At 58.7% G+C, this 13,241-nt stretch carries 17 protein-coding genes; 9 read left to right on the forward strand and 8 right to left on the reverse strand.

The features are described from left to right. Nucleotides 1-7: 7 nt before the first annotated feature. Nucleotides 8-982, forward strand: coding sequence for a L,D-transpeptidase family protein (locus CAG47_RS11480; protein WP_085724970.1), 975 nt, complete (start codon nt 8-10; stop codon nt 980-982). Nucleotides 983-1,105: 123 nt separating this feature from the next. Here CAG47_RS11480 and oprI read toward each other — a convergent pair whose 3' ends face one another. Continuing rightward, a complete protein-coding gene (oprI, locus tag CAG47_RS11485; protein WP_003199355.1) occupies nt 1,106-1,357 on the reverse strand; it encodes an outer membrane lipoprotei OprI in 252 nt (83 codons plus the stop codon). A 640-nt stretch (nt 1,358-1,997) separates the two neighbouring features. Here oprI and CAG47_RS11490 point away from each other — a divergent pair. Next, entirely contained in the window at nt 1,998-2,285 is a 288-nt protein-coding gene (locus CAG47_RS11490) for a GNAT family N-acetyltransferase (RefSeq protein ID WP_007973562.1), read from the forward strand. A gap of 72 nt (nt 2,286-2,357) precedes the next feature. On the opposite strand, the gene CAG47_RS11495 is transcribed toward CAG47_RS11490, so the two are convergent. After that, nucleotides 2,358-3,434 (reverse strand): 3-deoxy-7-phosphoheptulonate synthase, encoded by a 1,077-nt coding sequence (locus tag CAG47_RS11495; RefSeq protein WP_007973561.1) that lies wholly within the window; start codon nt 3,432-3,434, stop codon nt 2,358-2,360. Nucleotides 3,435-3,621: 187 nt separating this feature from the next. After that, entirely contained in the window at nt 3,622-4,065 is a 444-nt protein-coding gene (locus CAG47_RS11500; RefSeq protein WP_085724971.1) for a PilZ domain-containing protein, read from the reverse strand. Between CAG47_RS11500 and CAG47_RS11505 the strand changes: the two genes are divergently transcribed. From CAG47_RS11505 to cysB, 5 genes are all read left to right on the forward strand, one after another. After that, nucleotides 4,064-4,450 carry a co-chaperone YbbN gene (locus CAG47_RS11505; RefSeq protein ID WP_085724972.1) on the forward strand — a complete coding sequence of 129 codons (387 nt, stop codon included), beginning with the start codon at nt 4,064-4,066 and terminating at the stop codon, nt 4,448-4,450. The two genes, CAG47_RS11500 and CAG47_RS11505, sit on opposite strands and share 2 nt — an antisense overlap. Continuing rightward, entirely contained in the window at nt 4,447-5,403 is a 957-nt protein-coding gene (locus CAG47_RS11510; RefSeq protein WP_085724973.1) for a putative 2-dehydropantoate 2-reductase, read from the forward strand. The genes CAG47_RS11505 and CAG47_RS11510 overlap by 4 nt, the downstream gene beginning before the upstream one ends. 25 nt (nt 5,404-5,428) lie before the next feature. Further along, entirely contained in the window at nt 5,429-6,334 is a 906-nt protein-coding gene (locus CAG47_RS11515; RefSeq protein ID WP_085724974.1) for a 5'-nucleotidase, read from the forward strand. 95 nt (nt 6,335-6,429) lie between these two features. Then, nucleotides 6,430-6,933, forward strand: coding sequence for a universal stress protein (locus tag CAG47_RS11520; protein WP_085724975.1), 504 nt, complete (start codon nt 6,430-6,432; stop codon nt 6,931-6,933). Nucleotides 6,934-7,046: 113 nt separating this feature from the next. After that, the gene (cysB, locus tag CAG47_RS11525; protein ID WP_046043380.1) at nt 7,047-8,021 is read left to right on the forward strand and encodes an HTH-type transcriptional regulator CysB; all 975 of its coding nucleotides are present in this window, start codon (nt 7,047-7,049) and stop codon (nt 8,019-8,021) included. 16 nt (nt 8,022-8,037) lie between these two features. Here the strand turns inward: cysB and CAG47_RS11530 are convergent, their stop codons facing one another. Next, nucleotides 8,038-8,520 carry a transcription elongation factor GreAB gene (locus CAG47_RS11530; RefSeq protein ID WP_085724976.1) on the reverse strand — a complete coding sequence of 161 codons (483 nt, stop codon included), beginning with the start codon at nt 8,518-8,520 and terminating at the stop codon, nt 8,038-8,040. Nucleotides 8,521-8,522: 2 nt separating this feature from the next. Further along, a complete protein-coding gene (locus CAG47_RS11535; RefSeq protein WP_085724977.1) occupies nt 8,523-8,933 on the reverse strand; it encodes a hypothetical protein in 411 nt (136 codons plus the stop codon). A gap of 124 nt (nt 8,934-9,057) precedes the next feature. Between CAG47_RS11535 and earP the strand changes: the two genes are divergently transcribed. Together earP and CAG47_RS11545 are read left to right on the forward strand one after the other, a co-directional pair. After that, entirely contained in the window at nt 9,058-10,200 is a 1,143-nt protein-coding gene (earP, locus tag CAG47_RS11540; RefSeq protein ID WP_085724978.1) for an elongation factor P maturation arginine rhamnosyltransferase EarP, read from the forward strand. A gap of 48 nt (nt 10,201-10,248) precedes the next feature. Beyond that, nucleotides 10,249-10,818 (forward strand): elongation factor P, encoded by a 570-nt coding sequence (locus CAG47_RS11545; protein ID WP_085724979.1) that lies wholly within the window; start codon nt 10,249-10,251, stop codon nt 10,816-10,818. 167 nt (nt 10,819-10,985) lie between these two features. Here CAG47_RS11545 and CAG47_RS11550 read toward each other — a convergent pair whose 3' ends face one another. From CAG47_RS11550 to CAG47_RS11560, 3 genes are all read right to left on the reverse strand, one after another. Continuing rightward, nucleotides 10,986-11,999 (reverse strand): alpha/beta hydrolase, encoded by a 1,014-nt coding sequence (locus tag CAG47_RS11550; RefSeq protein ID WP_085724980.1) that lies wholly within the window; start codon nt 11,997-11,999, stop codon nt 10,986-10,988. A 34-nt stretch (nt 12,000-12,033) separates the two neighbouring features. Beyond that, nucleotides 12,034-12,453 carry an organic hydroperoxide resistance protein gene (locus CAG47_RS11555; protein WP_085724981.1) on the reverse strand — a complete coding sequence of 140 codons (420 nt, stop codon included), beginning with the start codon at nt 12,451-12,453 and terminating at the stop codon, nt 12,034-12,036. Between the two features lie 275 nt (nt 12,454-12,728). After that, entirely contained in the window at nt 12,729-13,193 is a 465-nt protein-coding gene (locus tag CAG47_RS11560) for a MarR family winged helix-turn-helix transcriptional regulator (RefSeq protein WP_085724982.1), read from the reverse strand. Between the last annotated feature and the right edge of the window lie 48 nt (nt 13,194-13,241).

Here is a 13,241-nt window from a genome sequence, read left to right on the forward strand (position 1 = left end):
TTTTCGGATGTTGCCGCGCTTTCCTGCCGTCACCCGCTGCCTGACTCTTGCCGCACTTTTTGTGGCCGGTCCTGTTGCAGCATTGGAGTTTCCCCTGCCACCGCCCGGTGAGGACATCATCGGCCAGGTGCAGGTGATCAAGGCCAAGTACGAAGACACCTTCGCCGACCTTGGTACCGCCTACGATCTGGGCTACACGGAAATGGTCGCGGCCAACCCGGGTGTCGACGCCTGGTTGCCAGGCGTTGGTACGGAAATCATTCTGCCGACCCGCTTCATCCTGCCGCCAGGCCCGCGTGAAGGCATCGTGATCAACCTGGCCGAGTACCGCCTCTACTACTACCCGAAAGGCAAGAACGTGGTGTACACGTTCCCGCTGGGTATCGGTCGTGAAGGCTGGGGCTCGCCAATTGCCCACACCAGCATTACTGCCAAGACGCATAACCCGACCTGGACGCCTCCGGCGTCGATCAAGGCCGAGCACGCAGCAGACGGTGACCCGCTGCCCAACGTCGTGCCGGCCGGCCCTGACAACCCTCTGGGGCCGTTCAAGTTCACCCTGGGAACGCCGGGCTACCTGATCCACGGTTCGAACAAGAAGTTCGGCATTGGCATGCGCACCAGCCACGGCTGCTTCCGCATGTTCAACAACAACGTGCTGGAGATGGCAGGCATGGTGCCGGTGGGGACGTCGGTGCGGATCATCAACGACCCGTACAAGTTCGGCGTCAGTGGCGGCAAGGTCTATCTGGAGGCGCATACGCCGCTGGACGACAAGGGCAACCCGTCGGTGGTCGACAAGCACACGGCGGTCATCAATGCGATGCTCAAGCGTGAAGACATCACCAACAACCTGCGCATGAACTGGGATGTGGTGCGTGATGTGGTTGCCGCTGAAGACGGCCTGCCGGTCGAGATCGCGGTGCCAGGCAACGGCGCCGCACCGATGGTGTCGAGCACCCCGATCGACCCGATGCAGTAACATTTGCAAAGAGCCCGTCGACGCAGGCCGCGTCGACGGGTTTTTTATTGCCTGGAGAAACGCCGGGCAATAAAAAAGCCGACCCAAAAAATGGATCGGCTTGATAACAATCCCGAAGGATTATTACTTGCGGCTAGCTTTGTCCAGCATGCGCAGAGCACGCTCGTTAGCTTCGTCAGCAGTCTGTTGTGCTTTTTGAGCAGCAGCCAGAGCTTCATCAGCTTTACGGTAAGCTTCGTCTGCACGAGCCTGGGAGCGAGCAGCTGCGTCTTCAGTAGCGGTCAGACGTGCTTCGGTTTCTTTCGATGCGCTGCTGCAACCGGTAGCCAGAACTGCGGCCAGAGCCAGAGCAGAGAATTTCAGAACGTTGTTCATCGTGTTCCCCTTCAAGGACTTTCTATTAAGTAGCTATCTCCTCCGATTGAGGAAATAGCCGGCGTACATACTACCCATTACTTGTAGTAAGTAAAACTGACGTGAGGCAAGAAGCAAAAAAAATTGTAGGCGTTGATTCTTTTTCGAGCAACTTTTAACTGAATTGATTAAAAAATATCCAGCTGCAAGGCCCGTGGCTGAGCGAACCGACGCGAAAAAGTTCCTTCGGCACCGCGCTCTTTCCCCCGATCAGGCTAAAGGCCGGCTATATGGATTCGTCTACACTTTTGTTCGGCTTTTGCGCAGCACCTCTCAATATCTTTCTCGATGTTCAGGTGACTTTAACAACGGGCGCTCGTCTTAAGTCTCAACATCCGGCAATGTTCAGGCTAACGACCCGAAGTGATCTTCGGTCGAGCCATTCCTGCGTGATCCGGAGCGGCACCCGCCAATCTGCATGATGACGACCGCACCTTGAGCATTTCTGTCAATGGTGCCTACTATTTGTACGTGCTCGGTAGCGCGAGATCGGTGCAGCTCTTCTCGGTGTCCATTCAGGCACGGGGTGGCGTAGATGTTCCTTCGCCGGAAAAACATCGGTAAGGTAGGGGTCAAAATTCCAGACCCGCGAGGAGTAGTGATGAGCGAGGCGTTGTCCATCCACCATGACCAGGCTGGTCATCAGTTCGAGACCAATGTGGACGGTCATCGTGCCTATCTGACCTATATGGATCTGGGGAAGCAGACCCTGGATATCTATCGTACCTTCGTGCCCAACGCATTGCGTGGTCGCGGTATTGCGGCAGCCTTGACCGAGAAGGCGCTGGAGTACGCTGACGAAATGGGCTACACCGTCATTCCATCGTGCTCCTACGTCGAGCGCTACATGGAGCGTCACCAGCGGCATGCGGCCAAGCTGAGTCAGTGACCTTCGATAAAACGAACGCATAAAAAAACGCCGGGTTCAGCCCGGCGTTTTTTTATGCGGCCAATCAGGTGATCAGCTGCGATCGCGTTTGGGCAGCACATCCTTGAGCTTGGCATGCATGCTGCGCAAGGTGTTTTCGGTTGCGGTCCAGTCGATGCAGGCGTCGGTGATCGATACGCCGTATTGCAGGTCGGCGAGGTCTTTCGGGATCGCCTGGGCACCCCAGTTCAGGTGGCTTTCGACCATCAGGCCAATGATCGACTTGTTGCCTTCGAGGATCTGGTTGGCGACGTTTTCCATCACCAGCGGTTGCAGCGCCGGATCCTTGTTGGAGTTGGCGTGGCTGCAATCGACCATGATGTTCGGCTTGATCTTCGCCTTGTTCAGCGCCTGCTCGCAGAGCGCAACGCTGACCGAATCGTAGTTCGGCTTGCCGTTGCCGCCACGCAGCACCACGTGACCGTAGGCATTGCCCTTGGTGGTCACGATCGACACGCCACCTTCCTGGTTGATGCCAAGGAAGCGGTGCGGGCTGGAAACCGACTGCAGGGCGTTGATCGCCACGGTCAGGCCGCCATCGGTGCCGTTCTTGAAGCCGACGGCCGAGGACAGGCCGGACGCCATTTCACGGTGAGTCTGGGATTCGGTGGTGCGCGCACCGATGGCTGACCAGCTGATCAGGTCCTGCAGGTATTGCGGGGAGATCGGGTCGAGCGCTTCGGTGGCGGTTGGCAGGCCTTTTTCGGCCAGGTCCAGCAGCAACTGACGACCGATATGCAAGCCGTCCTGGATCTTGAACGAGTCGTCCAGATACGGGTCGTTGATCAAGCCTTTCCAGCCGACGGTGGTACGTGGCTTCTCGAAATACACGCGCATGACCAGATACAGGGTATCGGACACTTCGGCAGCGAGAACCTTCAGGCGCTCGGCATATTCGTGGGCGGCCTTGATGTCGTGGATCGAGCAAGGCCCGATGACGACGAACAGGCGGTGGTCGGTGCCATCCAGAATGTTGCGGATGACTTCGCGGCCCTTGGTGACGGTGCGCAGTGCGGCGTCGCTCAGGGGAATATCGCGCTTGAGCTGATCTGGAGTGATCAGGGTCTCGTTGGAGGCGACGTTTAGGTCGTTGATCGGTAAATCAGCCATCGTTTACTCGTCAGGTCACGGGTGCCGGCCGCCAGCGAACCCGCGCGGCGGAGCACAGCAAATTAAGCGCGTCGGGGAGCCGAACCTTAGCGCGTTACACCGTGGCTCGACAATGGGCAAACACCGCTTCGAGGGCCTTTCGCAGTGACTTTCCCCATCGTGAACGTTAAAGTCGGCGGGAATGCCGCTAATCCGCTACAGGCTGGGCAAAAGCCTTGCGCACCGTATCGTGAGAGAACTCGTCGGCATGCTCCTCAACCCATTCGAGGGCCAGGGCCTGGATATCCTGCAAATCGTCGTGGGCGTCATGCAGGCGGCAGTAGCGTTCGATCTGGCACACCTGCTCGCCCATTCGGGCGCTGAACAGCGTTTGTTCATCAACGAAGGCGATGCCCACCAGATAACCGTGTTTGCGCCGCAGGCACCAGGCCACATACCCCAGATAGCGCATATCCGGGTTCACGGTCGGCATGCGGACTTCCAGCGCAGTGCCGTGGCGCCATGCACGGTGATAATTGCAAGCCATGCCCCCGAGACTGATAGTGTGCAGCTGTCGTCGCGAAATACACTCGGGTTTCAGCAACGTTAATTCGACGGGCACATCGTCAGGGTGAGGAATAAAGCGTCCCATGAACACAGACTCCATGTGTCGGCCATCTGACATTGTTCCCCCCAGTATAGTGGTCGAATTGGAACTGACCGATTTTGACGCCGACCAACGGCTGCTGGCGATGAGCGGTGTATCACTGGTTGTTTTCACCAGTGTCGGCTGCACCAGTTGCCGTTTTGCCCGCGAGCGGTTGCCGGCACTCGACCTGGTGATCGATCGACTGTGCTGGATCGATGCCGGCAACAACGGCGGGGTGGTCGAGCGTTATCAGGTCTTTCACTTGCCGGCGCTGTTTGTCGTTCGCGACGGCGAGTTCTTTGGAGCACTGAAATCGCGCCTGACCGACACCGAGCTCAATCGGGCCGTGCGCCAGGCGCTGAATCGAACAGCAGAGGAGTTGCCATGATGGGGACAGTTGCCAGGCCGACGATCGGCATTATCGGAACCGGTGCAATCGGCGGTTTCTACGGGGTGATGCTGGCACGCGCCGGTTTTGATGTGCATTTTCTGCTGCGCAGCGAGTTTTTCGCCGTGGCCGAGCACGGGTTGCAAGTCGATAGCGCGCCCCATGGTGTGCTGAAGTTGAACCCGGTGCAGGCTTACTCGAGCGCTGAAGACATGCCGCCCTGCGACTGGCTGCTGGTGGGTGCGAAAACCACCGGCAATGCCGATCTGGCGCCCGCGATCCTGCAAGCGGCGGCACCGAACGCCAAAGTGCTGCTGTTGCAAAATGGCCTGGACGTCGAAGACAGCCTGCGTGAGTTGCTCCCCGATTCGCTGCATGTACTTGGCGGGCTCTGCTACATCTGCGTCCATCGCGAGGCGCCGGGTGTCATTACCCATCAGGCGCTGGGCGCGGTGCATGTCGGTTATCACAGCGGTCCCGCCGTCGATGGGCCGACACGCGCTGCGATTGTCGAGGAAGGTGTCGGCTTGTTCCGCGGCGCCGGCCTCGACTCCCAGGCCATGGCGAATCTGCAGCAGGCGCGCTGGCAAAAACTGGTCTGGAATATCCCTTACAACGGTCTCTCGGTTTTGTTGGGGGCGAGCACCACACCGTTGATGGCTGATAGCGACTGCCGCGAGCTGATCAAGACGCTGATGGCTGAAGTGGTGCAAGGTGCTATTGCCTGTGGGCATGACGTGCCGGCGGGGTATGCCGAGCATTTGTTCATGGTGACCGAAAAAATGCCCGACTACTGGCCAAGCATGTACCACGACTTCCTGCACAAGCGGCCGCTGGAGCTGGCCGCGATCTACGCCCGGCCACTGGCGGCGGCCAGGGCCGCGGGCTGTGAAATGCCACGCATCGAGGCTTTGTATCGCAGCTTGAGTTTCATTGATCGACGCAACACCTGAGTCGACCGACCTGAGGGGGAAGGACATGCCAAAGACGATTGACGACAAGCTGGTGCTGGCGATTTCTTCGCGTGCGCTGTTCGACCTGAGCGAAAGCCACATGGTCTATTTGTCGAGCGGCGTCGAAGCCTACCGGCAATATCAGATCGAGCACGAAGACGAAATTCTCGAGCCCGGCGATGCCTTCCCGTTGGTGCAAAAACTCCTGAACCTCAACAGTAGCCTTGGCCGCGCCCGGGTCGAGGTGATTCTGGTGTCGCGCAACAGCGCCGACACCGGGTTGCGGGTATTCAATTCGATTGATCACTACGGACTGGCGATTTCCCGTGCGGCGTTTGTCGGTGGGCGCAGTCCGTATCCCTACCTCAAGGCCTTTGGCTGCGACCTGTTTCTCTCGACCCACGCCGAAGACGTACGCAATGCACTGGACGCAGGGTTTGCCGCGGCGACCATTCTGTCGGGCGGCGCCAGCCGTGCCGCCAGCGACGAATTGCGCATCGCCTTCGACGGAGACGCCGTGCTGTTTTCCGATGAATCGGAGCGCGTTTATCAGGCTGGCGGCCTGGAAGCGTTCCAGGCCAGTGAGCGTGAAGCTGCCCGCGAGCCGCTGCGTGGTGGGCCGTTCAAGGGTTTTCTCGCGGCCCTCAATCTGTTGCAGCGTGAGTTTGCGCAGGACGCCTGTCCGATCCGTACCGCGCTGGTCACGGCGCGATCGGCGCCGGCCCATGAACGGGTGATTCGCACGTTGCGCGAATGGGACATCCGTCTCGATGAGTCGTTGTTCCTCGGCGGCCTGACCAAGTCAGCCTTTCTCGAAGCCTTTGCGGCCGATGTGTTTTTTGACGATCAGGCCGGCCACTGTGAATTGGCCCGCGAATTCGTCGCCACCGGTCATGTGCCCCATGGCATAAGCAACGAGCAAAAGGCTTGAGCCCGCCGTTCAATGTGTTGCGCCGGACGTCGCAGTCGCCAAGGCACTGCTAAGCTGAATCAAATCTCCGCCATGTTGGCAGTCGAGGAGGTCATATGATTCGTTCGATGCTGTACGCCACTGACCTTGGCCTGTACGCGCCCGTGGTGATGCAGCATGCCCTGGAACTGGCCCGGACCTTCAATGCCAATTTGTATGTCGTGCATGCGGTTGAACCCATGGGATTGTTTGCCGAATCGGTGCTGCAAAGTTATCTCGACGAACAGGCACTGAACGAGTTTCACAGCCAGGGTCTGAATACGGTGATCGCCAATATCGAGCAGCGAGTGCTCGACAGTTTTCGTGAGGAGTTGGGGGATGAGGGGGAGCACGACCTGGAGCGAATTCAGGCGGTGCGGGTGCTGCAAGGGGACCCGTCGCAGGTGATTCTGGATCAGGCGCAGAAACTCTCCGTGGATTTATTGATCGTAGGTAGTCACAGCCATGGAGCTGGTGCGGAAACGCCTCTGGGGCGAACCGCCGCCCGTGTGTTGCAACTGTCCAAGGTGCCGGTCTACCTGGTGCCGCTGGTGCAACGTCGCCGTCAAGGGGATCGCTAGAACACGAATAGTGGCAATCTGATAAAAAAGTTCTAGATTTATTCTTCGCGCCATTAATATAGTTATATATCGTCGCTGATGCCCGTGGCGTCTACCTGCTTTGAGGGATTCATATGAAGCTTCAACAATTGCGCTACATCTGGGAAGTGGCGCACCACGACCTCAACGTTTCCGCTACAGCCCAAAGTCTTTACACCTCTCAACCGGGCATCAGTAAACAGATCCGTCTGCTTGAGGATGAACTGGGCGTCGAGGTTTTCGCCCGCAGCGGCAAGCACCTGACCCGCGTTACCCCGGCCGGCGAGCGCATCATCACCACCGCTGGCGAGATTCTGCGCAAAGTTGAAAGCATCAAGCAGATCGCCCAGGAATTCTCCAATGAGAAGAAGGGCACCCTGTCGATTGCCACCACTCACACCCAGGCGCGTTATGCGTTGCCGCCGGTGATCAGCAATTTCATCAAGCAATACCCGGATGTTGCCCTGCACATGCACCAGGGTTCGCCGATGCAAATCGCTGAAATGGCGGCTGATGGCACCGTGGATTTCGCCATTGCCACCGAAGCGCTCGAATTGTTCGGCGATCTGGTGATGATGCCGTGCTACCGCTGGAACCGCTGTGTGGTCGTGCCTCAGGGCCATCCGCTTACCAAGCTGTCGAAACTGACCCTCGAAGCGCTGGCCGAATATCCGATCGTGACGTACGTGTTCGGTTTTACCGGCCGCTCGAAACTCGACGAGGCCTTCAGCCATCGCGGCCTGACGCCGAAGGTGGTATTCACCGCTGCCGACGCCGACGTGATCAAGACCTATGTTCGCCTGGGCCTGGGCGTGGGCATCGTGGCGAAAATGGCCGTCGACAGCAAACTCGACAGCGACCTGGTGGTGCTTGATGCCAGTGAGTTGTTCGAGTCCAGCGTGACCAAGATCGGCTTCCGCCGCGGCACCTTCCTGCGTGGTTTCATGTGCGACTTCATCGAGAAGTTCGCGCCGCACCTGACCCGCGAAGTCATGGCCAAGGCCATTCAATGTCACAACAAGCAGGAACTGGAAGAACTGTTCGAAGGTGTCGAACTGCCCGTTCACTGATAGCGTTTCCTGCCGATCAGATCACCTCGGTGACAGCGAACTGTTGCCGAGCTCCCGCCACCAGAATCTCCAGCTCATCGCCTTCGAACTTGCCCAACAGGCTTTTGCCCAGCGGTGAGCGCGGGGTGATGACGGTAATCAGTTGTCCCACCAGGTCGACCTTCAGCCCGGCCGCATCGGGGGCAAGAAACAGCCATTGTTCGCGCCCCTTTTCGTCCTCGAGCCCCAGCAACGCGCCCACTTCGATGCCCCGTCGATCGTCATACGGACGCAGAACGAGGTTTTGGCAAAGGGCCAATGACTGGCGAATTTCCTCGACCCGCCTGGCTTGTCCGGCCGCGAGATACGAAGCCTCCAGCCCCAGGGTGTCGTACTTGTTTTCGGCGATGTTTTCTTCGTGGGTCGCCGTTTCGTAGGCGGTTTGAGCGGCTCGCTCGGCGATATCGAGATCGATCCGCAGCTTGTCGAGAATCAATTGGTGGACGGTGTGCTTATTCATGATCAATCGCAGAAATTCAGAACGTTGGCGCGGCTTTTTTCGCTGGGTGCAGTGCGGTCCTGCTGCAGCCAGAACTGACAGCGTGGGTTGGACAGGTTGCGACTGCTGCTGCGTGCCTGATCGAGGCGTTGCTGTTGTTCGTACTTGCGCAGGTTTTCTTCGTATTGTTCGAACAACGGGCTTTGTGGCGGGATGTCCGGGACCGGTTGTGCTGCCACCGGTGGTTTGGCCAGTTGCTCTACCGCCGCTGTGATGGGGGCCAGTTGCTCGCTGAACAGCAGGCGCGAGACGAGCCAGCAGGTCAGCACAATGGCAATGAATCCCAGCCACATGCCGAGGGCGATGCTGCCGGTCAGTTGCAGGGCGCTGAGGTTGACTGGAAAGGATCGGCGCGGCGTGGGACGGTGGGGCATGCTTGCCTCCTGGCGAAAGTTCACTGGCGAGTGGCGATTGTCGCATGAAGAATAATCGCCGTCGGCTCTTCTGCACGGGGTAATTTATGCGGACAATCGGCGCCTTTGCCAACGGGAGCCTGCAATGCCTGAAATGAAAACCCGCTGGGATATTTTTTGCACCGTGGTCGACAACTTCGGCGACATCGGCGTCACTTGGCGACTGGCCCGGCAATTGGTGGCCGAGCATGGACTGGCGGTGCGTCTATGGGTTGATGATCTGCGAGCGTTCGAGCGTATATGTCCGCAAATCGACCCTGGCGCTGCGCAGCAATACCAGCAAGGCGTCGACGTGCGTCAATGGCCAGTCGAGTGGCAGCCGACGCCAGCCGCCGACGTGGTGATTGCCGCTTTTGCCTGCCAGTTGCCCAGCGCCTATATGGACGCCATGGCCGAGCGGGAGCAGCCACCGCTGTGGATGAACCTGGATTACCTGAGCGCCGAGGGCTGGGTGATCGGTTGCCACGGTTTGCCCTCGGTGAAATACAAAAACGTGCAGAAGTTCTTTTTCTTTCCGGGGTTCCAGAAGGGCACGGGCGGGTTGCTGCGTGAGCACGGGTTGCTTGAGCGTCGTCGGCAGTTTCAGCAAAACCCCCAGGCTCAAAGAGAGTTCCTGCACGGGCTCGGGATTGATCGGGCCCCTGGCGCTAGGTTGATCTCATTGTTTGCCTATGAAAACACCGGGCTGGCCAGTTGGCTCGATGGGATGGCCGGCGACTCGACCGCCACTCATCTGCTGGTGCCGGAAGGGCGGATTCTGGGCGATGTGGAACGTTGGCTCGGTGTGCAGGGGCTGGCGGCTGGCGCGGTGTATGTGCGTGATGCCTTGACCGTGCAAGTGCTGCCGTTCGTCCGCCAGGATCAATACGATTTGTTGCTGTGGTGCTGCGATTTCAATGCCGTGCGCGGCGAAGATTCTTTCGTGCGCGCCCAGTGGGCGGGTCGACCATTTCTCTGGCACATCTACCGGCAGGAGGAAGACATCCACCTGGACAAGCTCGAGGCTTTCCTCGAACTCTATGTAAAGGGGTTGTCTGCGCCCGCGCGGGAGGCGATCAGCGGTCTTTGGCGGGCGTGGAACGCCGGCGAAAAAATGCCCGACCACTGGCAATCCACCCGTAAACACTGGCCAGAGCTGGAAAAACACGCCGAGACGTGGTGTCTGGAACAGGCCTTGCAGGCCGATCTTGCCACGGCGCTGGTACAGTTTTATGGAAATTGGATATGATACGCGGCCTAGATTTTTGTAAATCCCATCCAAATTCGGATATTCGCAATGAAAACTGGTAAAGAACTCAAACCCGGTACCGTGCTGCGTATCGACAACGATCCTTGGCTGGTTCAGAAAGCTGAATTCACCAAGTCGGGCCGTAACAGCGCGATCATGAAGACCAAGCTGAAGAACCTGCTGACCGGCTACAAGACCGAAACCGTATACGGTGCGGACGACAAGCTGGACGACGTGATCCTGGATCGCAAAGAAGCGACCCTGTCGTTCATCAGCGGTGACTCCTACACGTTCATGGACACCACCGACTACACCATGTACGAGCTGAACGCTGAAGACATCGAAGCCGTTCTGCCGTTCATCGAAGAAGGCATGACCGACGTTTGCGAAGCCGTGTTCTTCGAAGGCCGCCTGGTTTCCGTAGAGCTGCCGACCACCATCGTGCGTCAGGTTGCCTACACCGAAGGTTCCGCTCGCGGTGACACTTCCGGCAAGGTGATGAAGCCTGCCAAACTGAAGAACGGTACCGAGCTGTCGGTTGCCGACTTCATCGAAATCGACGACATGATCGAAATCGATACCCGCGATGGCGGTTCCTACAAAGGCCGTGCCAAATAAGCACTGCTTGAGGAATGAAAAAGCCCGACCATTGAGTCGGGCTTTTTTGTGCCTGTAGGAGCGAGCATGCTCGCGATGGAGGTCCGGACAACGCTGGCATTCAGACTGCCCGCGTTATCGTTGACGCCCATCGCGAGCATGCTCGCTCCTACAGGGAGGGGTTGATGTTATTTCAGGTGTTGCTTGAGCTCTTCGGAAGCCTGCAACATCGCCGAGCGCACCGCTGGCACCTGGCTCACCACGTTGAGCAAACCGTAGTCGTGGATCATGCCGTTGTAGCGAACCGAGGTCACCGGCACACCGGCCTCATCCAGTTTGCGGGCGTAGGCTTCGCCTTCATCGCGCAGCACGTCGGCACTGGCGGTCTGCACCAGCGCCGGAGGCAATCCTTTCAACTGGGCGGTGGTCGCACGCAGGGGCGAGGCGTAGATCTCGTTGCGCTGATTGGCGTCGGTGGTGTAGTTGTCCCAGAACCACTTCATCATGTTTTTGGTGAGGAAGTGTCCTTCGGCGAACTGGTTGTAGGACGCCGTTTCGAAGTTGGCATCAGTCACCGGCCACAACAGCACCTGGAGCCTGATCGCCGGTGTGCCCTTGTTCTTGGCCATCAGCGCAACCACTGCCGCCATGTTGCCGCCGACACTGTTGCCGGCTACCGCCAGACGCTTGCCGTCGACGTTGATCTCTTTACCGTGCTCGGCCACCCATCGGGTTGCGGCATAAGCCTGGTTGATCGCCACCGGGTAATGCGCCTCCGGCGACGGCGTGTAGTTCACGAACACCGCCGCGGCACCCGAACCCGTCACCAGGTCACGCACCAGCCGCTCGTGGGTCGGGAAGTCCCCCAGCACCCAGCCACCGCCGTGGAAGAACATGAACACCGGCAGCTCGCCCTTGACCCCCGCCGGCCGGACGATGGTCAGGCTGATCGGCTGGCCATCCACTTCAATGGTCTTCTGGCTGACATCGGCTTTTGGCAGCGTCAGCTTCACCCCGGCCTGGGCGCCTGCCAGAACAGCGCGGGCCTCGGCGGGTGTCATTTGTTCCATCGGCTTGCCGGTACCGGCGTTCAGAACGTCGAGGAATGCCTGGGTGTTGTGTTCAACCCCGGTTCCTGCAAACGCGTTGCTGATGGACAAGGCGAGAAGGGTGCCGGTCAAGACTTTGCTGAAAGTGTTCATGTTCGTTTCCTGTTCGGGCCTGAGTAGTCAGCGCTTAGACGGTTACGTGCAGACGCACATCGACGTTGCCACGGGTGGCGTTGGAGTACGGGCACACCTGGTGGGCCGCGTCGACCAGCGCTTGTGCATCGGCTTGTTCAAGACCCGGCAGGCTGATGTGCAGGTCGATATCCAGACCAAAACCGCCAGGGATCTGACCGATGCCGACATGGGCGGTGATCGAAGCGTCGTTGGGAATGCTGCGTTTGGTCTGGCTGGCCACGAATTTCAGGGCGCCGATGAAGCAGGCGGAGTAACCGGCGGCAAACAGTTGCTCAGGGTTGGTGGCTGCACCGCCAGCACCGCCGAGTTCTTTCGGTGTGGCGAGCTTGACGTCGAGGATGTTGTCGTTGGAAACCGCACGACCGTCACGGCCACCGGTGGAAGTTGCGATTGCGGTGTAGAGAGTTTGCATGGCGGAAGCCTCGTTCCGGGTTTGTGTATTTGCGCTAAATGTTTGCGCGCTAAGTAAGTACGAGATGAATGTATCGCGCAAATAATTAGTGCGCAAGATAAAAATCTGAAGAAATTCGGAAAAACTACAGGGTGGGAAGGAGCTTCTTGGGTGAAAGGGCTGAGCTAGAGCTTTCGAGAGGGATTTTTTTCAGCGGAAATTTTTTTCAGGAGAAGCGGTACGCCGCAAAACAAATGTGGGAGCAAGCCCGCTCCCACAGGAATGGATGATGCATTTCAGATCAGGCTGTCTTGCAGATGGCTGCGCAGCGCTTGCAACTCCATTTGCAGGTTTTTCAGGCGCTCCAGGGTCATCCCGCTGGCGCCGAGGATACATTGGGGAATATCCCGGGCCTTGTCGCGCAAGGCCCGGCCTTGTTCGGTGAGTTCGACGATCACCACCCGCTCATCCTCGCGGCTGCGGGTACGGCTGAGCAGGCCTTCGGCTTCCAGGCGCTTGAGCAATGGCGTCAATGAACCGGGATCGGTCAGCAATCGCGTGCTGATTTCACCTACGGTCAAGCCGTCGCGCTCCCACAACACCATCATCGCCAGGTATTGCGGGTAGGTCAGGCCCAGCGCTTGCAGCAAGGGTTTGTAGACCTTGGTCATCATCAGCGAAGTGGAATGCAGGGCGAAGCAGGCCTGGTTATCCAGCAGCAGGTTGTCGCAGTAGTCCGGGGTGTTGCGCTCGGTGGTCATGTCGAAGCCTTGATCTGTGATCTCTGGAATCTAGCGGGCAAATCTTTA

The sequence above is a fragment of the Pseudomonas sp. R37(2017) genome (genome assembly GCF_002113375.1).
In the GTDB taxonomy this organism is placed as follows: domain Bacteria; phylum Pseudomonadota; class Gammaproteobacteria; order Pseudomonadales; family Pseudomonadaceae; genus Aquipseudomonas.